Here is a 21,371-nt window from a genome sequence, read left to right on the forward strand (position 1 = left end):
GGGACCGACCGATGTCGTCGACAGGACTGCCGCAGGGCACGGCGCCCAAGCTCGACCGGCCCGGTCCGCTGCGCGACCGCGTCTACGAGGCGCTGCTCGAACTCATCACCACCCGCGCCCTGCGGCCCGGCCGGCACCTCGTCGAGAGCGAGCTCGCCGGCCGCCTCGGCGTCTCCCGGCAGCCGGTGCGCGAGGCCCTGCAGCGGCTGAACACCGAGGGGTGGGTGGACCTCAGGCCCGCCCAGGGCGCGTTCGTGCACGAGCCGACCGCGGAGGAGACTGACCAACTCCTCACCGTCCGGACGTTGTTGGAGGCCGAAGGCGCACGGCTCGCCGCCACGCGCGCGGACGAGGCGGGCATCCGGGCCCTGGAGGGGATCCTGGCGCAGGGCCTGCGGGCCGTGGCCGGTGACGACGTGGACGCAGCGGTCGCCCTGAACGCCCGCTTCCACGCGAAGATCATCGAGCTCGCCGGCAACGCGGTCCTCGCCGAACTGGCGGCGCAGGTCGGCCGCAAGGTGCGCTGGTATTACACGCCGGTCGCGCGGCGGCGCGGCCACCGGTCCTGGGCCGAGCACCGCGACCTCATCACCGCCATCGCCGGGCACGACGAGGAGTCGGCCACCCGGCTGATGCGTGAGCACACCGAACTCACCCGGCACTCGTACCACGCCCGCAACGAGTCCTGAGGCTCCCGGCGGGCGCGTCGGCGGTCCGGCCCCGATCGCCGCGCCGCCTCACGACGGCGCCGACGGGGCGGCGGGGTCGACCGCACTCGCCGGCCGGCCGCCGGAGGGAGCTCACCCCGACCGACCGACCGCCCCGACCGACCGCCCCGGCCCACCGCCCCGGCCCACCGCCCCGGCCCACCGGACCGGCCCACCGGACCGGGCCGCGGGCGGCTCGGAACGGCGTCGGTGATGCCGACGTCCCCTGGGAGGCCGGCCGATACCCTCGGGACATGTGCGTGACCGAGCGGCGCCGCCCGCGCCCACGGAGTACCGGCTCGGCTCTCTCCTTCTTCCGGCCCGGGCCAAGCCGGCCAGGGCGTCCGCCGAGGCGCTCGCCCCGTACGGGGTGGACGGCCGTGATCCGGCGGTGCGGGTCGTGCTCGCCGGGGGTGAGACGTCGTCGCAGGCCGAGGAGGCGGAGCCCGGGCGGGCCGGGACCGTCTGGACCAGGCGGACCGCGCGCGCAGGGCCGCCGAGCCTCGTTTTCCCGCCCCGCTGGACGAGTCGACGGCGACCGCGCTGGTGCGGGCCCTGCGGACGCTCGTCATGGAAGAGCCGGCGGCGAAGCGATCGGGCGGTCACCCGCCGTGAGACGGTCGCGGCGGCGGCTCCCGCACCGGCCCGGCCAGCGGATATGCAGGTGAGAGGCACTCCGAAAGCTTGGTATTGTTGTCCCTGTCGCCGCCGGGAACACTCCCCGCAGCGGCAGACACCTGGTCCGGGTGGCGGAATGGCAGACGCGCTAGCTTGAGGTGCTAGTGCCCTTTATCGGGCGTGGGGGTTCAAGTCCCCCCTCGGACACTCTTCACTCTCCGTATCGAGCGGGCTCCGCTCGGTGATTTCATGAATACCCGCATTCGGCGTCGCGCCGGGTGCGGTTTTTTGTTGTTTCCGTCTGCATTGTCGCCTGAATGTCGCGGAAGCCCGTTTATCGCTTGCCCTCTCGCGTCGCCCGCGGCCCCGGTCCCGGCGTCGCTCGCACGTCGCTCCGTGGACGCTCTCCAGTACGACTGACGAACCGTCAATGTTCACCTCTGTAACCAGATTGACGGTCTATGGCTGCTTCTTGTGATGATACGATCACGCTCGCTTGTAGAGCGGGCGGATGGGTGCAAGACGACATCTCCGACTACGGGGACAGTCCGGGCGGTCACCCGATGCGGGCGGTCCGCCGGTCCACCCGCAATTGACGGGAATTCAGCAACTGGCCGTCAGTCGCCTGAAGAGAGTCTTATGACTGATTACATACAGAACCCGGTACTCTGGGCTCTTCTCGTCGCCGTGCTCGTCGCCGTCGCCCTGATTGTTCGTCAGCGCAGGGCGGCGCGGACGTCACGGCAGGAGTTCGCAGATCTCCGGGCTCGTCACGCCGAGCTCGAGAACGGGTACGCGAAATCCGTCGAGGCAGCTCAGGAAAGAGCCGAAGAGGCTACGAAGACGGTCCTCAAGTCCGCCATGCGGACCCTTCAGGGCCTCGCCGCGGAACAGCAGTTGATCGTTTCCCGGCTGCAGAACAAGTACGGCGAGTCGGTGATTCTCCAGGACCTCCTGGAAATCGACCACACGAACTCCCAGTTCGGTCGCCGGGCCCAGTCCATCGCCGTCCTCTGTGACGGCTGGCTGGGACGTCAGCGTGATGTCGCGTCTGTTTACGACGTGGTCCGCAGCGCGCAGGGCAGGGTCCGTCACTACCGGCGGGTGGAGATTCTCTCGCAGGTCGATTTCGGCATCACCAGCCGTGCCGTCGAACCTGTCGCACTGGCCCTCGCGGAACTCCTCGACAACGCCACGAGCTATTCGAGCCCGGACACCGTCGTCGAAATCAACATCCGTACCGTGCCCAAGGGCATCTGCATCGTCGTGGACGACGCCGGTGTCGGCATGAACGACGAGGAACGCGCCCGCGCCGAGAAACTCCTGTCGAGCGAACGGGTATCGGGCGTCTCCGCGCTCGGCAACCCGCCGCAGTTCGGCTTCGCGGTGATCGGCGTGCTCAGCGAGCGCTTCGGCTTCGAGGTGTCCGTGGACTCCACCTCCCCGTACGGAGGCGTCCGGGCGGTCCTCCTCCTGCCGCACGACCTGCTCACCAACGCGCCCGAGCAGAAGGAGCCGGCTCCGGTCGCTCCCGCTGCCCAGGCCGCCCCCGCGGGCGGGGGCCCGGAGACCGGGCTGACCGCGACCACCACCTCCGACGGCCTGCCGAGGCGGCGCCGCAAGCGACCGATGGCCATCGTGCCCGGCAGCGCGTCGAACGCCCCCGGCTCCTCGCGTTCGGGCGCGGAGACGGCGGCGATCATGGGCGCGTTCCAGCGCGGCACCCGATCCGGCCGGGTCGCGCAGACGGACCCCGCGGAACAGTCGAGCAGCACCCGTGGTGCAAGCAGCGAAGGGCATGAGTTCTCGTGAACGACGACCTGTCATGGATGCTTGACAGCGCCCTGGAGATCCCCGGGGCCCTGCATGCCGTCCTGATCTCCGCCGACGGCCTGTTGATGGCACGGACGCAGGACTTCGGCAAGGACGACGCGGACCGCGTGGCCGCGGCGATGAGCGGCGTGCAGTCGCTCAGCCGCTCGCTCGCCTTCTTCTGCGAGGACGCCACCCAGAAGTGGCGGCAGACGCTCGTCGAGTTCGACGGGGGCTGGGTCTTCCTGATCTCCGCGGGCGAGGGCGCCTACCTCGGCGTGTCCGCCTCCCCCGAGGTCGACATGGCGGACATCACCTTCCGGATGCAGCAGCTCGTCGGCCAGCTGGGCAAGGCGCTGACCACGCCCCCGCGCGAGAACCTCGGTGTGCGGTCATGACCGGTTTCGACGAACTGGAGCCTCAGACGCCGGAGTTAGTGCGTCCCTACGTCATCACCAAGGGACGGGGACTGCCCGACGAGGAGCAGCTCTCCCTCATCACCCTGGTCACGGCGGCCGCCGACCACCAGCAGCGGCCCACCCGTCTGTCGCCCGAGGAACAGAACCTGCTGGAGCTGTGCGCGGCCGGATACCTCTCGGTCGCCGAGATCGCGGGGCACACCCAACTGCCTCTGGGCGTGGTGAAGATCCTCCTCGCCGCCCTCACCGAAGGCGGTTACCTCATCACTCGCCCACCGGTGCAGCGGGCGCCCCTCGCCGACCGGGACATCCTGGAGGAGGTGCTGAATGGTCTCAGGGCCAAGTTTGGATGAGCGGGCGTACGTCCGCGGCGGCGCGACGCAGACGGCTGTCAAGATCCTCGTCGTGGGCCACTTCGCGGTCGGCAAGACCACGTTCATCGGAGCGATCTCCGAGATCGAGCCGCTGTCCACCGAGGAGACGATGACCCGGGCGGCCGAGTCGGTCGACGACCTCAAGGGGGTCCAGGGCAAGACCACCACCACGGTCGCCATGGACTTCGGACGGCTGACGATCAGCGATCGCGTCGTGCTCTACCTGTTCGGAACGCCCGGCCAGCAGCGTTTCGTGCAGATGTGGGAGGACATGGCACGCGGAGCGCTCGGCGCGCTGGTGCTCGTCGACCCCGAGCGGCTCGCGGACTCCTTCGCCGTGATCGACCTGATCGAGCAGTACGGGCTCGACTACGCGATCGCCGTCAACCACTTCGACGGCTCTCCGCTGCGAGACGAGCTGGCCCTGCGCGAGGCGCTGGACCTGCTCGACGACACCCCCGTCGTCACGTGCGACGCACGGGACGAGAAGTCGTCGGCCGAGGCCCTCATCACGCTCGTCCGCCACTTGCAGGACCGTGCCCACTAGGGAGCAGAAATGGACCGACCCACCGCACCCGTGCCCCCGCCCGGGTGCCCGGCGCACCAGGCCGGCGGCAGAGTGCCGCTGCACGGACCGGATTTCGCGGCCGACCCCCAGGCCTACTACTCCTACCTGCGCCACTACGGGCCCACCGCGCCCGTGGAACTCGCTCCGGGAGTCGAGGCCACCCTCGTCACCGACTACGCGACCGCACTCCAACTCCTCCAGGACTCGGGCTCCTTCCGCAAGGACGCCCGCCGCTGGCGGGACCTCAACGAGGGCCGCGTGCCCCCGGACAGCCCGGTCGCTCCGCTGCTGGCGTACCGGCCCAACGCCATGTTCAGCGACGGCGCGGATCACCTGAGGCTGCGTCAGGCGATCACGGACAGCATGGCCCGCGTCGACTCGCGCAGGCTCAGCCGGAGCACCGCGCAGGTCTCCGACTACCTGATCTCGCAGTTCGGTTCGCGGGGATCGGCCGATCTGCTCGGCGACTACGCCAAGCAGCTGCCGCTGTTCGTGTTCAACGAGCTCTTCGGCTGCACCGCCGACATCGGCGACCGCGTCGTGTTCGGCATCACCGGCATGTTCGACGGCGTGAACGCCGAGCAGGCGGTCGGGGTGATGTTCGGGGCCATCGGCGAACTGGTGGCGCTCAAGCGCACGCGGCCCGGCGACGACGTCCCCTCGTGGCTGATGGAGCACCAGTCCAAGCTCACGGACGAGGAGTTGGTGCACCAGATCGCCCTGCTGCTGGTGGCCGGCAACGAGCCCCTGCGCAACCTGATCGGCAACACCCTGCACCGGCTGCTCACCCATGACGCGTACGCCCACCAGGGCGGTCTGATCGACGAGGCGATCGACGACACGCTGTGGGAGAACCCGCCCATGCAGAACCTGGCGCCGCACTACCCGACCTCCGACATGGAGTTCGCCGGGCAGAAGCTGCAGGCCGGCGACCTGGTGCTGGTCAGCTTCGCCGCGGCCAACACCGGGCCCGCGCTGACGGCGGCCCGTCAGGCGGGCAGCAACCGCGCACATCTCGCCTGGAGCGCGGGCCCGCACGCCTGCCCGTCCAAGGACCCCGCCCGGCAGATCACCGTGACGGCCATCGAGAACCTGCTCAACAAGCTTCCCGACGTCGAACTCGCGGTGCCGACCGAGAGCCTGACCTGGCGGCCCGGCCCCTTCAACCGCGGACTGACGGTCCTGCCCGCCAAGTTCACCCCGGTCCGGACCGCGCCCCGGCCCGCCCCCGAGACCCGCGCCGAGCCGTCCCCGAACCGGGAGCAGGGCCCGTCGCGTGGCAGGGGGGACCGCGGAGGTGTGTGGAGCCAGTTCCTCAACTGGCTCACGAGGTGATTCACACAACACTCACCAACTCCCCGCGGTTGCATGACATTTCAACCTCATGGGTAGTGAGGAACGCGGTATTCCGTGTTGCTCACGAGACAGAGGAGGTGTCGTGGATCACATATCCACCGGCGCCGTGTTCACGCAACGGCCCATCGTCCTACACCCCCTGATACCCGCCTCCCCAGGCGGGTATCTTCTTGTCGGCCCCCTCGCGCGGGGCGGGGTCAGATGACCGGGCCCCGAGTCGGCACGGCGGGCGCGTCGCAGACGGCCACACTCGGCGGGCTCGCCGCCCGCCAGTTGCTGCGGCTGGGCGAGAACGTGGGCCTGTCCGCCGCCGACCGCGAAAGCTACGCACGCACACTCGTCGAGGCGCTGGGCCCGGTCGCGGGGCGTCCCCTGGAACTGCCCCCGCCCAGCCGGAGTTTCCTCTCCGACGACCACACGCCGGTGGAGTTCTCCGTCTCCTGCGAACCGGGCGGGGCGCCGCGCCTGCGGGTCCTGCTCGAACCCGGCGCCGGCGAGCAGGACCTGACGCACAACGGCCGCACCGGACTGCGGGTGCTGCGGGAGATGGCGCAGCGCTGGGGCTTCACCACCGGCCCCCTCGACGAGCTCGAGGACCTCTTCTTCCCGCCGTCGCCCTGCGGGCCGCTGGCCCTGTGGTGCGCGCTGGAGCTGCGCGCCGGCGGGGTCCCCATGGTCAAGGCCTACCTCAATTCCGCGGCGTCGGGGCCGGGGCGTGCCGACGCAACCGTGCGCGAGGCGCTGAGACGACTCGGTCACCGTGAGGCGTTCGATTCGCTGCCTCAGTACGACCGGCACCTGTTCTTCGCCCTGGATCTGGGCGACTGGGCAGAACCCCGGGTCAAGGTCTACCTCGCGCACGACGAACTGTCGGCCGTGGAGGCCGGGACCCTGTGCCGTATGGACGACGGCCCCGACCCGGCGGAGATCGAGGAGTTCTTCCGTATAGCGGCCGGCCAGGACGGCGACGTCGCGGACGGCGACCTTAAGGACGGTGGGGGGAGCGCCCGGGCCGCGGAGACGGCATCGGGGTCACGGGCCGTCCGCCGGCCCGTCCAGACCTGCCACGCCTTCACGGACACCGGCACCGGCCTGCCGACCGGCTTCACCGTCTACGTTCCGGTGCGGGACTACGCCCGGCACGACGGCGAGGCGCTGGTCCGGGCGGCGACACTGCTCGGCCGCTACGGCGTCGACCCGGCCCCGGTGCTCCGTGCCCCGGCCGCGATCAGCGAGCGGCGGCCGGAGGACGGCGTGGGGCTCGTCGCCTATCTGGGCCTGGCCCACCAGCGGGGCCGTCCGCCGCGGGTGATGACCTACATCTCCTCGGAGGCGTACGAGGTCCGGCCGTCCGTCCCCGACTCCGCCCCGGTCGGGCAGGCCCGGCCCGCGGACCCCTTGGCCGTCGTCGCCCTGTCTCCGGCGCCGCCGCAGGCCGGCCCGTGACCGGACGGCCGCCGGCGGGAACGGCACGACGGCAGGCTCCGCGCCCCGCCGGCGCCTGCTGACACGTCACCGCTGCCGACCAGGGGGCGAGCACCCCCCCCGCACCCCGCGCACCACGGCGCGAGGGGACCGGTGCGCCGAGTGGCCGAACCGCTCCCGCGGTCCCGCTGGGACGCACGAGGACACACGAGGACGCAGAGGACACGAACGTGTGGCCGCCCCGACCGCCCGGGCGGCCTCATCGGCGCACGGCCGGGGCTCGCCGCCGTGCGCGAGGGCGTACGGCTGCCAGGAGGTCACTCCTGGCGCAGTTCCTCCAGATAGGGGGCCACGTCGACCTGGATCGACGCGCCCTGCGTCAGGCCGTACTGATCGGCGATGCCGGCCAGGTAGGCGGCTATCTCCTTGCGCATGACCTCCGGCTCCGGCAGCGTCGCCTTGCCCGCCGCGACCCGGGCCACCCAGCGCGCCTGGGCCTCCACGAGCCGGGTGACGGAACCGTGCGGGCGGACCAGGCCGATGAAGTGCAGCCCGGGATGGTCGGGCGCGACCACCCGCTTGTAGAGCTCGACCGAGCCCCGCGGACCGATCGGGCAGCCCGGCGGGAGGAACGGGTACGCCATGCGGTACCCGGTGCAGTGGACGATCGCGTCGGCGCGGACCGACGTGCCGTCGGTGAACACCACCCGGTCCTCGTCGAGGAAGTCGATCGCCGGTTTGGGCGTGACCCCGCCGTGGCGTATGCGGGTGAGGATCTCGTCCGAAATGGTGACGGCCGAGGCGAAGATCCGGTGGTCCGGCTCGGGCAGACCGTAGTCCGATAGCCTGCCGCGGGCGACGAGCAGGGCCTGCTCGATGAAGCGGCGCTGCTCCTCCAGGGACATGCGCGTCCACCAAGGGGCCTCGGCGACGTCGTCCAGCGGCGTGCCGAAGACCTGCTTGGGCAGGATGTGCAGACCCCGGCGCACCGAGAGGACCGTCCGGGCGGCGTGGCGGGACAGGTCGGACGCGATGTCGACCGCCGAGGCGCCGAGCCCCACGACGACGACGTGTCGTCCGGCGTAGTCACTGCCGTCGCGGTAGTCCAGTGCGTGGAGAATCGTTCCTTTGAAACGGTCGGCACCGGGTGCCGGAGCGGGCAGGACCGGCTCGGTGTTGTGCCCCGAGGCGACGATGACCTGGGTGAAGTCGCGTGCGGTGCGCGCGCCGTGGGCGTCCCGGCTGACCACCGTCCACGATCCGCCGGATGCCCGCCGTACGGACTCGACGGTCGTCCCCAGCTCGATGCGGTCCAGTACGCCGGCCCACTCGGCGAAGGAGCGCAGGTAGGCGGCGACGTCGCTGTGCCGGGGATAGACGGGGTACGAGGCAGGCATGGGGAAATCGGCGTATCCGGTGAGCCGCTTGTTGGTGTTGAGGTGGAGCGACAGATAGCCCGGACCGCGCTCGCCCGCCTGCGGCTGCCGCCAGAGACCGCCGACGTCGGACGCCTGCTCCAGGCACACGAAGTCGAGCCCTTCGGACGTCAGGGCGTGCGCCGCCGCCAGCCCCGACAGACCCGCGCCGATCACGCACCGGCTCACGCGTTTCCCCACAGAAACGACACCATCCTTTCGCATACGAGCAGTTGCATGCCCGATCGGCACTCGCCCCACTCTTCTCGCACCCGCGACAAGGATCACAGGCGTGAACACGGCCCGGAGGTGGCGGAAAAGGAGCGCCGGGGTAGGGGGAGGCGCGCCGAGCAGCCCGCCGTGGAGCGAGCGGCCCGCCCCGGAGCGAGCCGCCCGCCGCGGAACGGATCGTCTCCGCGGAGCGCCGTGGGGGGGGTGCCTCTATGTCTTTCGTCAAGCGAGGCGTGGGGTTCTGGGCTCGTAGAAGGTGCCGTCGCGGAGCATCGCGAACAGCACGTTGATCCGCTGGCGGGCCAGGCGGAGGAGTGCCTGGGTGTGGGTCTTCCCTCGGGCCCGGCAGCGGTCGTAGTAGGTGCGGGAGGCGGGATCGTGCAGGGCAGCGAACGCGGACAGGAACATCGCCCGCTTGAGCTGCCGGTTGCCGCCTCTGGGCGCATGTTCGCCATGGATCGAGGTCCCCGACGACTTCGTCGTCGGCGCCAAGCCGGCGTAGGAAGCCAGGTGGGCGGCGGTGGGGAAACTGGTGCCGTCGCCGACGGTGACCAGCAAAGTGGCGGCGGTCCTGACCGCGACCCCCGGAATCGAGGTCAGGACCGCGGAAAGAGGGTGAGCCTCCAGCAGCTGTCCGATCTGTGTTTCCAGAGCTCGTCGCTGTTCGTGGACGGCCGCGAGCGAGCGGGCCAGCGAGGGGATCACGACGTCGAGCGTGCCGGTCCCGGGGACGACGACAGTCTGCTCGTCGAGCGCGTCGAAGATCTCGTCGATCAGTCGCTGAGCCATGCGCGGGGCCTTGGGCCGGATGACTTCAACGAGCCTGCGACGACCGGCCTTTCGCAGGGCGGCCGGAGATCCGTGGCGTTCCAGCAGCCAGGTCACGGCCGGGTGGTCCAGACGCGGCCCGAGCACCCGTTCCAGGCTGGGGTGGAACTGGGTGAGCAGGCCGCGTATCCGGTTGGAGGTGCGGGTGGCCTCGGCCGCCAGGTCCTGGTCGAAGCCCACCAGCACGGTCAGCTCGGCGGTGATCTCGTCGGTCGGTTCCAGCGAGCGCAGGGTGTGCGGCATCGTCCTCGCGGCGTCAGCGATCACGGCCGCGTCGCGGGCGTCGGTCTTCGCCTCGCCCGGGTAGAGATCGGCGATCCGCCGCATCGAGAGTCCGGGCAGGTAGGCGACCTTGCAGCCGGCGACCCGGGCGACCGTCAGAGGCAGGGCTCCGATCGAGGCGGGCTGGTCCACGATCACCAGCACGGTGCCGAACTTCGCGGCCAGCCTGTCGAAGACGGCCCGCAGCTTCGGCTCGCTGTTGGGCAGCTGCTTGTCGAAGACCTTCTTCCCGGCCGGGGTCAGCCCGTGCCCGTGATGGGCGCTCTTGCCGACGTCCAGGCCGAGAAAGACGCCCACGTCGTCGATGTCGTCCAACCCATCCTCCCGAGCAGGGTTCGTGCGGTGCTGGCCAGGGCGTTGGCGTCGTTTGCGCGCATCCACGTTATGCAGACCTGCCGCCCGCGAGCGGCCGGGCATTGCGCCAGGCCAGGCGGTGGTCAGACCTCTCATCAGCGTCTCCAACGGCGCCTCTCGGGCCCGGTGACACCACCCCCCAGGTCATCTCTTCGACAGGGGGGAACAGTCATGCCGGGCCCGGAGGCCAGCGGTCCCCTTGCGGAACCGCGAAGAAGATAACGGGGGGGGGGGCGGCTACTCGTGAGCGGACGCCCACAGCCCCCGGACATGCCCCAGGTGCCGTGTCATGACCTCGCGCACGGCCCGCTCGTCACGGGCCGACAGGGCGTCCAGCAACTCCAGGTGCTCCTCGGCCGAGGCCAGCAGGCGGCCCGACGCGGAGAGCGCGGTGAGGCCGTACAGGCGGGCCCGGCCGCGCAGTTCGCGGACCACCTCGACGAGGTGCGCGTTCCCGGCCAGCGCGAGCAGGCCCAGGTGGAAGCGTGTGTCGGCCTCCACGTAGGCGATGAGGTCGCCCGCCACCGCGGCGGCGACGATCTCGCGCGCGGCCGGACGCAGGGCCTCCAGGGACACCGGGTCGGCACTCGTGGCCAGCGCCGCCACGGTGGGGATCTCGATGAGCGCGCGCACGTGGGTGTACTCGTCCAGCTGGCGGTCCGAGACGTCGGTGACCCGGAACCCCTTGTTGGGAACGGCGGCGACCACGCCCTCCTTCGCGAGGTCCAGCATCGCCTCGCGCACCGGGGTGGCGGAGACGCCGAAGCGGGCGGCCAGCGTCGGCGCCGAGTACACCTCGCCGGGCAGCAGTTCACCCGCTATCAGAGCCGCGCGCAGGGCGTCGGCGACCCGTTCACGGTAGCTGCTGCGCCTGCCCCCGAGCACGGGCAGCGCCGGCACGGCCGACGTCGCCGACGTGATCGGCGGTGTCGGCGGTGCCGGCGCCGCGGGTGTCTCGCTGCTGGTGCGCCGGGCGGCGGCCATGGTGGGTCTCCTCGTGACGAACGGTGCCGTGCCACTCTGAACCAGTGCACTGTGCCATGTCACGTAGCACTGGTTCACCGCCGGTGGGGTGCGTCCATCTCAGAGCACGAACCCGGCCGGGAACGGATCCGACGGATCCAGCAGGTACTGGGCCGTCCCCGTGATCCAGGCCCGTCCGGTGAAGCTGGGCAGCACCGCCGGGCGGCCGGCCACCTCCGTCGTGCCGAGGAGCCGGCCGGTGAACTCGGTGCCGATGAAGGACTCGTTCACGAACTCGGTGTGCAGGGGCAGTTCGCCGCGCGCGTGCAACTGGGCCATGCGCGCGCTCGTCCCCGTCCCGCAGGGCGAGCGGTCGAACCAGCCGGGGTGGATGGCCATGGCGTGCCGGGAACGTCGGGCCGTGGCGCCGGGCGCGTACAGGTGGACGTGATGGCATCCGCGGATGGACGGGTCCTCGGGATGAACCGGCTCCTCCTCGGCGTTGATCGCCTCCATGAGGGAGAGGCCCGCCCGCAGGATGTCGTCCTTGCGGGCGCGGTCGAAGGGCAGACCGAACTCCTCCAGCGGCAGGATGGCGTAGAAGTTGCCGCCGTACGCCAGGTCGTACGTCACCGTACGGCCGTCCGGCAGCGTCGCCTCGCGGTCCAGCCCGACCGTGAAGGAGGGCACGTTGCGCAGGGTCACCGCCCGGGCCGCGCCGTCCTCGACCGCCACCTCCGCGACGACGAGCCCGGCGGGCGTGTCCAGGCGGATGGTGGTGACCGGTTCGACGACCTCCACCATGCCCGTCTCGACGAGCACGGTGGCCACTCCGATCGTGCCGTGCCCGCACATCGGCAGATAACCGGAGACCTCGATGTAGACGACGCCCCAGTCGCAGTCGGGCCGGGTGGGCGGCTGGAGGATCGCGCCGCTCATGGCGGAGTGTCCGCGCGGCTCGTTCATCAGCAACTGATTCACGTCGTCCCGGTGTTCACGGAAGTACAGTCGCCGCTCGTTCATCGTCGCGCCCGGGACGGCGCCGATGCCGCCGGTGATCACGCGGGTGGGCATTCCCTCGGTGTGCGAGTCGACGGCGTGCAGGACGAGCTTGCTGCGCATGAAGTCCCCTCGTGCAGTGCTCCTGTGCGGTCCCCGGGCGGGTCGCGACGTCAGGCCAGTCCGGCGGCGACGGCCTTCTCGGTGGCCGCGCGGACCGCGGCCTCCTGGTCGGGCGGCAGCGGCGCCCGCGGCGGCCGGCAGCCGCCGCCGTGACGGCCCACGACGTCCATCGACAACTTGATCGCCTGGACGAACTCCACCCGGGAGTCCCAGCGCAGCAGCGGGTGGAGCTGCCGGTACAGGGGGAGCGCGGTCGTCAGATCACCGGCGACGGCCGCCCGGTACAGCTCGACCGACGCCTTCGGCAGCGCGTTGGGGTAGCCGGCCACCCATCCCTTGGCGCCCGCGACGGCCAGTTCCAGCGCGACGTCGTCCGCGCCGATCAACAGATCGAGTTCGGGGGCGAGTTCGGCGATACGGTAGGCGCGCCGGACGTCGCCGGAGAACTCCTTGACGGCCTGGACGAGTCCCTCGCCGTGCAGCCGGGCCAGCAGTTCGGGCACGAGGTCGACCTTGGTGTCGATCGGGTTGTTGTACGCCACGACCGGCAGACCCGCACCGGCGACCTCCGCGTAGTGGGCCGTCACGGCCCGCTCGTCGGCGCGGTAGGCGTTGGGCGGCAGCAGCATCACCGCCGAGCAGCCCGCCTCGGCCGCCTGCTCGGCCCAACGCCGGGCCTCCGCCGAGCCGTAGGCGGCGACTCCCGGCATCACCCGGTCCCCGCCGATCGCGGCGACCGCGGTCTCCACCACCCGGGCCCGCTCCTCGGGCGTGAGCACCTGGTACTCGCCCAGCGACCCGTTGGGGACGACGCCGTCGCAGCCGTTCGCCACCAGCCAGGCGCAGTGCTCGGCGTACCGGTCGTGGTCGACACGGAGACCGTCGTCGAGCGGGAGCGCGGCGGCGACGAGGACACCGTGCCAAGGACGGTGGACGGCTGCGGGAGGTGCGAGGCGGTCGGCGGGAGCTGCGGGGCGGTCGGCGGGGGCGGTGGGGCCGTCGGCGGGGGCTGGCATATGGAAGTCCCTTCGGTGTAGGGGATGTTCAGGTCACCGGGGAGTGGTGGGGTCGGTCGGGGCGGCGAGCACGCCGAGCGGCACGGGCCGTGCGAGCAGCCGTCGTGCGGGGGTGAGGGGGCATCCGGCGACGCCCGCCACCCCGGGTTCGCACATCCGGCCCTGACACCAGCCCATGCCGGCCCGGGTCAGCAGTTTCACGGTGCGCAGATCCCCGGCGCCGAGCGTGCCGACGGCCTCGCGGACGGCGCCGGCGGTGACCTCCTCGCAGCGGCACACGACCGTGTCGTCGCCGACCTGCTCCGGCCACCGTGCGGGCGGGTCGCCGTACGCGCGTTCCAGTGCCGCGAAGAACGCCCGCAGCCGGGTGCGGGCCCGGGCGGCCGGCGCCCACCCCCGCGGGTCGGGGGCCGTGCCGGCCAGCCTCGCGGCCGCCGACCGGCCGGCGATGTGCCCCTCGGCCAGGGACAGGGCCGCGCCGCCGATCCCCGTGGTCTCGCCCGCGGCCCAGACGCCCGGGACGTCGGTGCGCTGTTCGTCGTCGACCCGGACGCCCGTCCCGTCGAGGCGACAGCCGAGGCCCTCCGCGAGGTCGGTGTGCGGCAGCAGGCCGTGGCCGACGGCGAGCACGTCGCAGACGAGGCGCCGCTCGGAGCCGGGCGCCGGTCGGCCGTCGGCGTCCCGCGCGGCCACGGTGACGGACTCCACCCGTTCCTCACCGTGTGCCGCCACCACCATGTGACGGGTCATCACCGTGGTGCGGTTGCCCAGGAGTCGGGCGGCGTACGCGGCTCCCTCGGCGAGCTTCACGGGCACCGTCGCCCAGGTCCGGGCCTGCCGGGCGAAGGCCGCCGGAGCGGCCGTCTCTACCAGGGCGACGACCCGGGCTCCGGACGCCGCGAGCCCGGTCGACGGGCAGCAGCAGCGGGCCGGAGCCGGCGACCACCGCGGTGCTGCCGGGCAGCGAGAGCCCGGCCTTCGCCAGGGCCTGCGCGCCCCCCGCGGTGACCACGCCCGGCAGGGTCCAGCCCGGGAACGGCAGGACCTTCTCGTAGCCGCCGGTGGCCAGCAGCACCCCGTCGGCGTGGACCGTCGTGGACTCCTCCTGCTCCGGGCCGAGCAGCGCATGCACAAGGAAACCACCCGACTCCCGCTCCACACACCACACATGACGGCCCTTCAGGTAAGTGACGCGTCCGGCGGTGAGATGCGCGTCGAGCCCGGTGCGCAGCCGGTCCCAGGTGCGCCGCCGGTGGCGAAGCACCTGCGGCCGGCCTGCTCCTGGCCCCTGGGCCGCCTTCCGGTAGAACTGCCCGCCCATCGCCGAGGCGGAGTCGATCAGCACCACGCGCACGCCGCGGGACGCGGCCGCCAGGGCGGCGGCGAGGCCCGCGGGCCCGGCTCCGACCACCGCCAGCACAGGCCGCCGCTCAGTCATCGTGCCCCGTCCCCCGTTGCGTGCGGACGTCGGCGCCCTGCACGGCCGGCACCAGACAGGCGCGCTGGTTGGGCCGCCCGTCCACCGTCACCAGACAGTCGAAGCACACGCCGATCCCGCAGAACGCCCCGCGCACACCGCCCGCGCCCCGGGTGGTGCGCCAGGCCGTCACACCGGAGGACCACAGGGCGGCGGCGATGCTCTGCCCCGGCACCGCCTGGATCTCCCGGCCGTCGAACGTGACGGTGAACGGCACGCCGGGGCGGGCCCGGTCCGGCTTCAACGGGTCCACGGGGCGGCCTCCTCGGCGCGGCGGTCGGGGTGCTCGGGGTCGTCGAAGCGGTCGGGGCGCAGCGGCGCCAGGTCCAGCTCGGGGCTCCTGCCGGCGAGGGACTGCGCGATGAGAAGGCCCGTGCCGGGCGCGAGCCCGATGCCCGCGCCCTCGTGCCCGCAGGCGTGGAACAGCCCGGGCACTCGCGGGTCGGGGCCGACGGCCGGCAGGTGGTCCGGCAGGTAGGGGCGGAAGCCGAGATAGGTGCGCATCGCCCGGACGTGTTCCAGGAACGGGAACAGCCGGGTCGCGCCCGCCGCCAGGGCGCGCAGCGCCGGCAGGGAGAGGGACCGGTCGAAGCCGACCCGTTCACGGCTCGCGCCGATCAGCACCGGCCCGGCGGCGGTCCCCTCGACGACCGGCGAGGTCTGCAGCGCGGCGGAGTCGCTCGCCACGTCGGCCACGTAGTCGGCGGCGTACACCTTGTGCCGCACGCGGGGCGGCAGCGGCTCGGTGACCAGCACGAAGCCGCGTCGGGGCAGTACGGGCAGCCCGACACCCGCCAGCGCGGCGACGTCACCTCCCCAGGTGCCGGCCGCGTTCACCACGGCCGGCGCGAGGAGGTCGCCCCGGTCGGTGCGCACTCCCCGTACGGCGCCGTCCCGGCCGCGCAGGATGCGCGTCACCGTGCGGCCGCCCTCCAGGCGGGCGCCCGAAGCCCGCACCAGATGGGCGGCGGCGAGGGCGGGCATCACCTGGGCGTCCTGCGGATACAGCACCCCGCCGGCGAGCCCGGGAGCCAAGTGCGGTTCCAGGTCCCGCAGTCGGTGCGCGTCGACGGACACGGTGTCCACCCCGGCCGCGCGCTGCCCGGCGGCCAGGTCCGTCAGCGAGGCGAGGGCATCGGGGGTGGACGCCACGACCAGCCCGCCCTTGGCCTCGTACTCGATGGCCCCCGCAAGGCCTTCCCCCGCCAGCTCCCGCCACAACCGGGCGCTCAGCAGCGCCAGTTGAAGCTCGGGCCCGGGCTCCTTGTCGGAGACGAGGAGGTTGCCCTCGCCGGCGCCGGTCGTCCCGCCGGCCACCGGGCCTCGGTCGACCAGGATCACCTCCAGCCCGGCGCGGGCCGCGTACAGCGCGCAGGCGGCGCCGACCATGCCGGCGCCGACGACCACGACGTCACCGCTGGGTCGATGGGTCACGTCAGTAATATGTCACATGGCGCAGAGGGGAGGAAGAAGGCCGAACGAGCCCTCCCGCTCCGTCGAACCGGCTGGATTCCGGGGCCGGTGTGCGTCCTCCCGGGCATCCTTGAGCCGGGTGGTGCCGCGGCCGACCGCGTCGAACTGGTCGCACTTTGTCGGCAGGGACAACGGAGCGGCGGTCAGCCACGCGCCGGACAGGCCGGGCGCGCCGGACGCGACGGACGGGTCGGACCGGCCGGGCCCGACGGGCGGGGCGGGCTGGACGGACGGGACGACGGGCGAGCGGTGGTCACGGGTGCCTCCTGGGGACGGGGTCGGCTGCCCCTGCCTCCACGGCACCACCGGCCACGCCGCTCGACCAGCGCAAGGAGCCGTACGGGTGAGGCGGCGAGCGGGGCCCCGACCCGCCCCGCCGGTCGCCGCGCACCGGGCGGAGCCGGAAAATACGAGGTCGCGCGGACCGGCGGCGGGGCATCATGGCGGTCCCGGCACACGGCCACGCGGCCGGGAGACCATCGTCGGGGTACGACCGGGGGGCACCTGTGACCGTCACCAACATCCTGCTGTCCGGCATCGTCGGCTCGACCGCCTACGGGCTCGCCCACGAGGGCTCCGACGTCGACCGCCTCGGTATGTTCGCCACCCCCACCGAGGAACTGCACGGCCTGCACCGCCCCCCGGAGTCGCACGTCAGCACCGCGCCCGACCGCACCCTGCACGAGGCGGGCAAGTGGTGCCGGCTCGCTCTGTCCGGCAATCCGACCGTCATGGAACTCGTCTGGCTCCCTGACGAGTTGTACGAGGTCCGCACGCCGCTCGGCGACGAACTCATCGGGCTGCGGCAGACGTTGCTCAGCGCCCGGCGGATCCGCGACGCCTATCTGGGCTACGCCACCCAGCAGTTCCGCAAGCTGCAGAACCGTCAGAACGGCCCTCACACGGACGCCCTTCCCCAGCGGGCCGCCAAGCACGCCCGGCACCTCAAACGACTGTGCACCCAGGGCTACGAGCTCTACGCCACAGGGCGGCTGACGGTCCGCGTCGAGGACCCGGAGAGCTACCACCGCTTCGGCGAGCAGGTCGCCGCCGACCCCGAAGCGGCACAACCGCTGCTGCGCCGCTTCGAGGAGGCGTTCGCCGACACCCGCAGCGTGCTGCCCGAACAACCCGACGAAAGAGCCGCCGACGCCTGGCTGCGCCGGGTGCGCAGGGAGTTCTACGCGACGGCGCCGGTCACGTCCGTGTGAGCGGGGCCGGGCGCGCCTGCGGTGTCCGCTCACCGGTTCGGCCCACCGGTTTCCGTCCACCGGTTCTGTCCACCGGTTCCGCGCACGGGTTCTGTGCACGGGTTCCGCTCGTGGGCTCCGACCGAGTCGTTGACGGTGTCCCGTGCGGCCGTTGGCGTGCCGCGAGTTCGTGCGCGGGGGCACGAGGAGCGCTCCGCGCGCCCTGACGGGGGAGGGACGTATGAGGCAGCGCGTGCTCGCCGCCGCCGTGCTCATGTGCGCCGGGGCGCTGACGCTCGGAGGTTGCGGGGACGACGGTGACCCGGCCGGCGCCGACGCGACCGCCGGCGCGTCGCCCACGGCCACCGACTTCGGCTGCCTGAGCGCCGGGCAGACGGCGAAGTCGATCACCTTCAAGGACGCCGCGGGCAATGACGTCGCCGGTTACGAGACCGGTACCGGCAAGACCGGCGTGGTGCTCTCCCACCAGTCGAACAACAACGTCTGCTCGTGGGTCGCGGGCGCGGACGAACTCGCCGGGAACGGTTACCGGGTCCTTGCCGTCGACAGCAACGGTTCCGAGGTGCCGGAGATTCAGGGCGCCGCCGAGCGACTGCGGAAAGAGGGCGCGCAGAAAGTGTTGCTGATGGGCTCCTCCAAGGGCGGAACCGCCTCGCTGGCCGCCGCCGCGAAGGTGAAACCGCCCGTGGCCGCGGTCGTCTCGCTCTCCGGACCCGGCTTCTACGACGGCATGGACGCCGCCGGGGCGATCGCCGGGCTGACCATGCCGGTTCTCCTGGTGGCCGCGCAGGACGACGGCCAGTTCGCCTCCGACGCACACGAGTTGGACAAGCTGGCACGCAAGTCGAAGGACGAGAAGCTGGTGATCGTCTCCGGCGGTGCGCACGGCAACGACATCCTGCAGCAGCAACCGGCCGTGTGGGACCAGGTGAAGGCCTTCCTCGGGCGCTACCGCTGAGCGAGACGGCACCGCACACTCCGGCGGCCCCCGGCCGGCACGACCCCGACGGGGCCTCGGGGAGGAGGACGGGACCGGTAAATCGCGTGCTGGGCACGATCGTTCGGCCCTACACTCGGCGCACCGAGCGCAGCCCACGATCCGGGCGGCGCGTCGGCCGTGACGAACGAAGGGAGCCCGGCCATGCGTGATGACCGCACCGCTGCCGTCGCTCCCTGCTCCCGCTACGAGGTGATCCTCGTGTCTTCGTCCGACCGGTGCTCGCCGCGCGGCCGGCACCGGTGATCCTGACGGACGCCCGAAAGCGATGACACGTCGTCCCGGCCGCTGCGCCTGACGGCATGTCACGCAGGACCACGGGGCTCTGCCCCACGGGTCTCGTCGGGAAATCGCGCTGCCCGTTCCCGTAGGACCCCGAAAGGCCAAGGGCCATGCGCAACCACCACGACCGTCAGCTCCGCGCCGTGCGCAACCTGGGCATCCTCGCCCATGTGGACGCCGGCAAGACCACCGTCACCGAGCGGATCCTGTACGCCACCGGGACCACGCACAGGCGCGGCGAGGTCCACGACGGCACGACCGTCACCGACTTCGACCCGCAGGAGCGCGACCGCGGCATCACCATCTCCGCGGCGGCCGTCAGCTGCGACTGGGACGGCCATCGCGTCAACCTGATCGACACCCCCGGGCACGTCGACTTCGCCGACGAGGTGGAGCGGGCCCTTCGCGTCCTCGACGGGGCGGTGGCGGTGTTCGACGCCGTCGCGGGCGTGGAGCCGCAGAGCGAGTCCGTGTGGCGGCAGGCCGACCGGCACGGCGTCCCCCGGATCGCGTTCGTCAACAAGCTGGACCGGGCGGGCGCCGACCTGGACGCCGCGGTGGAGTCGATCCGCACCCGGCTGCACCCGGTCCCGCTGGCCGTGCAGCTGCCGATCGGCGCGCAGGACGGCTTCACCGGCGTCGTCGACCTGCTCCGCATGCGGGCGCTGACCTGGAGCGACGACGGCGACACGGCCGTCGAAGCAGACGTGCCGGAGGAACTCGGGGAGGAGGCGCTGCGTCGGCGCCGGCGGCTGGAGGAAGCCGTGGCGGAGCGGCATCCGGCCGCGCTGGAGGAGTTCTGCGACCGGGAGACGCTCTGCGCGCAGACCCTCTCCGAGGCCCTGCGCGACCTGACCCGCACGGGTGACGTGCTGGTCGTGCTGTGCGGTTCCGCCTACCGCAACCGGGGGATCGAGCCGCTGCTCGACGCCGTGGTCGCGTATCTGCCGTCGCCGCTCGACGTGCCGTCGGTGAGTGGTGTCCGTGGCGGCGCCGGAACGCACGACACGGACCACGGCGGGCAGGGGGCCGGCGACCGTGCGCGCGACGGGGCCGGCGAGCAACGCCCCGCCGACCCCGAGGCGCCGTTCGCGGCCCTCGCGTTCAAGGTTGGCGCCACCGCCACGGGGCGGCTCACCTACCTGCGGGTGTACTCGGGCACCATCGAGAAGGGAGACCTGGTGTGGGAGTCGGGCGCCCGGCGCACCGAGCGGATCGGCCGGATCCTGCGCGTGCAGGCGGACCGGCACACCCGGCTGGACCGGGCCGTCGCCGGGGACATCGTCGCTGTGGTCGGGCTGAAGTCGGCCCGGGCGGGCTCGACCCTGTGCGCGCCGGAGGCGCCCGTCGTCCTCGAACCGCCCGGGGTGCCCGACCCGGTCGTGTCGGTGGCGGTGGAACCCCGCACGACCGCCGACGCCGACCGGCTGGCCTCGGCGCTCGCCCGGCTCGCGGAGGAGGATCCGTCGCTGGCCGTCAGGACCGACGCCGAGACCGGGCAGACCCTGCTGTCGGGCATGGGCGAACTGCACCTGGAGGTGGCCGTGGAGAAGATCCGCCGCAGCCTCGGCCTGGAGGTCAACGTGGGGCGGCCGAGGGTGACCTACCGTGAGACGGTCGCCCGCGGGGTGTCTGGCCTGGTCTTCCGGCACGTCAAACAGGACGGCGGCGCAGGGCAGTTCGCGCACGTCGTACTCGACGTCGAACCGCTCGGCGCGGTCGGGTCCGTCGGAGCGGTCAGCGCCGCGACCGCGGTCGGCGATGCCGGCCTGGCCGGTGTGCGCGGCTTGGGCGGACGCGGCGGGGCGGACGGAGGCGCCGGCGCCGACGGTGACGTCGAAACCGGTTTCGAGTTCCGTTCCGCCGTCGTCGGGGGCCGGGTGCCGCAGGAGTACGTGCGCGCCGTCGAGGCGGGCTGCCGGGACGCCCTGGCGGAGGGGCCCCTCGGCGGGCACCCGGTCACCGGGGTGCGGGTCACCCTGGTCGACGGGGCGACCCACGTGAAGGACTCCTCCGAGACGGCCTTCCGCTCGGCGGGCCGGCTCGGGCTCCGGGAAGCCCTGCGCGGTTGCGCGATGGTCCTGCTGGAGCCGGTCGTCGAGGTCACGGTCACCGTGCCCGAGGACGCCGTCGGCGGGGTCCTCGGCGATCTCGCAGGCCGACGCGGGCGGATCACCGACTCGACCGTGCGCGGTGGTTCGGCGCTGGTCACGGCCACCGTGCCGCTGGCCGAGCTGTTCGGCTACGCGACCCGGCTGCGCAGCCGCACCCAGGGCCGCGGCGCCTTCACGGCCAGGCCGACCGGATACGCCCCGGCCCCGGCGTCGGTGTCGTCGGCGGCTGCCGTGCCTATGCGGTGACCGGCGTCGGCGAGGCGGGGGCGTAGGTCCACGGACCTCGGACCGTGGACCTACGCCCCGGCCGGGGTGGTAGGCCACAGG

17 protein-coding genes, 1 tRNA gene and 1 pseudogene are annotated in these 21,371 nt (G+C 72.6%); 11 read left to right on the forward strand and 8 right to left on the reverse strand.

The window, feature by feature from the left end:
• The first annotated feature begins 11 nt into the window (after window positions 1–11).
• The 8 genes from Sri02f_RS27995 (at window position 12) to Sri02f_RS28035 (ending at window position 7,300) form a co-directional block, all read left to right on the forward strand.
• Window positions 12–689 (forward strand): GntR family transcriptional regulator, encoded by a 678-nt coding sequence (locus Sri02f_RS27995; protein WP_109004107.1) that lies wholly within the window; start codon window positions 12–14, stop codon window positions 687–689.
• 758 nt (window positions 690–1,447) lie between these two features.
• A tRNA-Leu gene (locus tag Sri02f_RS28005) sits at window positions 1,448–1,532 on the forward strand.
• Between the two features lie 432 nt (window positions 1,533–1,964).
• On the forward strand, window positions 1,965–3,137 hold the full coding sequence (locus tag Sri02f_RS28010; protein WP_109004108.1) for an ATP-binding protein: 1,173 nt from the start codon (window positions 1,965–1,967) through the stop codon (window positions 3,135–3,137).
• Window positions 3,134–3,535, forward strand: coding sequence for a roadblock/LC7 domain-containing protein (locus Sri02f_RS28015; RefSeq protein ID WP_069772890.1), 402 nt, complete (start codon window positions 3,134–3,136; stop codon window positions 3,533–3,535). Before Sri02f_RS28010 ends, Sri02f_RS28015 begins: the two co-directional genes overlap by 4 nt.
• Entirely contained in the window at window positions 3,532–3,909 is a 378-nt protein-coding gene (locus tag Sri02f_RS28020; protein ID WP_069772889.1) for a DUF742 domain-containing protein, read from the forward strand. Before Sri02f_RS28015 ends, Sri02f_RS28020 begins: the two co-directional genes overlap by 4 nt.
• Window positions 3,884–4,477, forward strand: coding sequence for a GTP-binding protein (locus Sri02f_RS28025; RefSeq protein WP_109004109.1), 594 nt, complete (start codon window positions 3,884–3,886; stop codon window positions 4,475–4,477). Before Sri02f_RS28020 ends, Sri02f_RS28025 begins: the two co-directional genes overlap by 26 nt.
• A gap of 9 nt (window positions 4,478–4,486) precedes the next feature.
• Complete coding sequence (locus Sri02f_RS28030; RefSeq protein ID WP_109004110.1) at window positions 4,487–5,833, forward strand: cytochrome P450; 1,347 nt, start codon at window positions 4,487–4,489, stop codon at window positions 5,831–5,833.
• A 222-nt stretch (window positions 5,834–6,055) separates the two neighbouring features.
• Window positions 6,056–7,300, forward strand: a complete 1,245-nt coding sequence (locus Sri02f_RS28035; protein ID WP_109004111.1) for a tryptophan dimethylallyltransferase family protein — start codon at window positions 6,056–6,058, stop codon at window positions 7,298–7,300.
• A 296-nt stretch (window positions 7,301–7,596) separates the two neighbouring features.
• On the opposite strand, the gene Sri02f_RS28040 is transcribed toward Sri02f_RS28035, so the two are convergent.
• From Sri02f_RS28040 to Sri02f_RS28075, 8 genes and pseudogenes are all read right to left on the reverse strand, one after another.
• Entirely contained in the window at window positions 7,597–8,883 is a 1,287-nt protein-coding gene (locus Sri02f_RS28040; RefSeq protein WP_109004112.1) for a flavin-containing monooxygenase, read from the reverse strand.
• A 264-nt stretch (window positions 8,884–9,147) separates the two neighbouring features.
• Window positions 9,148–10,350 (reverse strand): IS110 family RNA-guided transposase, encoded by a 1,203-nt coding sequence (locus Sri02f_RS28045; protein ID WP_109004113.1) that lies wholly within the window; start codon window positions 10,348–10,350, stop codon window positions 9,148–9,150.
• Between the two features lie 276 nt (window positions 10,351–10,626).
• Window positions 10,627–11,373, reverse strand: a complete 747-nt coding sequence (locus Sri02f_RS28050; RefSeq protein WP_109004114.1) for a GntR family transcriptional regulator — start codon at window positions 11,371–11,373, stop codon at window positions 10,627–10,629.
• 99 nt (window positions 11,374–11,472) lie between these two features.
• Window positions 11,473–12,474: a proline racemase family protein gene (locus Sri02f_RS28055; RefSeq protein ID WP_109004115.1), complete on the reverse strand. Its 1,002-nt coding sequence runs from the start codon at window positions 12,472–12,474 to the stop codon at window positions 11,473–11,475.
• Between the two features lie 50 nt (window positions 12,475–12,524).
• Window positions 12,525–13,490, reverse strand: coding sequence for a dihydrodipicolinate synthase family protein (locus Sri02f_RS28060; protein ID WP_109004116.1), 966 nt, complete (start codon window positions 13,488–13,490; stop codon window positions 12,525–12,527).
• 33 nt (window positions 13,491–13,523) lie between these two features.
• Window positions 13,524–14,928 (reverse strand): annotated as a pseudogene (locus Sri02f_RS43110) (FAD-dependent oxidoreductase).
• The gene (locus tag Sri02f_RS28070; RefSeq protein WP_109004117.1) at window positions 14,921–15,220 is read right to left on the reverse strand and encodes a (2Fe-2S)-binding protein; all 300 of its coding nucleotides are present in this window, start codon (window positions 15,218–15,220) and stop codon (window positions 14,921–14,923) included. Before Sri02f_RS28070 ends, Sri02f_RS43110 begins: the two are co-directional and overlap by 8 nt.
• Window positions 15,208–16,401 (reverse strand): NAD(P)/FAD-dependent oxidoreductase, encoded by a 1,194-nt coding sequence (locus tag Sri02f_RS28075; RefSeq protein ID WP_109004118.1) that lies wholly within the window; start codon window positions 16,399–16,401, stop codon window positions 15,208–15,210. The genes Sri02f_RS28070 and Sri02f_RS28075 overlap by 13 nt, the downstream gene beginning before the upstream one ends.
• Window positions 16,402–16,946: 545 nt before the next feature.
• Here Sri02f_RS28075 and Sri02f_RS28085 point away from each other — a divergent pair.
• The 3 genes from Sri02f_RS28085 (at window position 16,947) to Sri02f_RS28095 (ending at window position 21,290) form a co-directional block, all read left to right on the forward strand.
• Window positions 16,947–17,651 carry a nucleotidyltransferase domain-containing protein gene (locus Sri02f_RS28085; protein WP_109004120.1) on the forward strand — a complete coding sequence of 235 codons (705 nt, stop codon included), beginning with the start codon at window positions 16,947–16,949 and terminating at the stop codon, window positions 17,649–17,651.
• Between the two features lie 220 nt (window positions 17,652–17,871).
• Window positions 17,872–18,609 carry an alpha/beta hydrolase gene (locus Sri02f_RS28090; protein ID WP_109004121.1) on the forward strand — a complete coding sequence of 246 codons (738 nt, stop codon included), beginning with the start codon at window positions 17,872–17,874 and terminating at the stop codon, window positions 18,607–18,609.
• 431 nt (window positions 18,610–19,040) lie between these two features.
• Window positions 19,041–21,290 carry an elongation factor G gene (locus Sri02f_RS28095; protein ID WP_109004122.1) on the forward strand — a complete coding sequence of 750 codons (2,250 nt, stop codon included), beginning with the start codon at window positions 19,041–19,043 and terminating at the stop codon, window positions 21,288–21,290.
• Window positions 21,291–21,371 lie beyond the last annotated feature (81 nt).

The sequence above is a fragment of the Streptomyces rishiriensis genome, from assembly GCF_003112535.1.
Classification (GTDB): Bacteria; Actinomycetota; Actinomycetes; order Streptomycetales; family Streptomycetaceae; genus Streptomyces; species Streptomyces rishiriensis.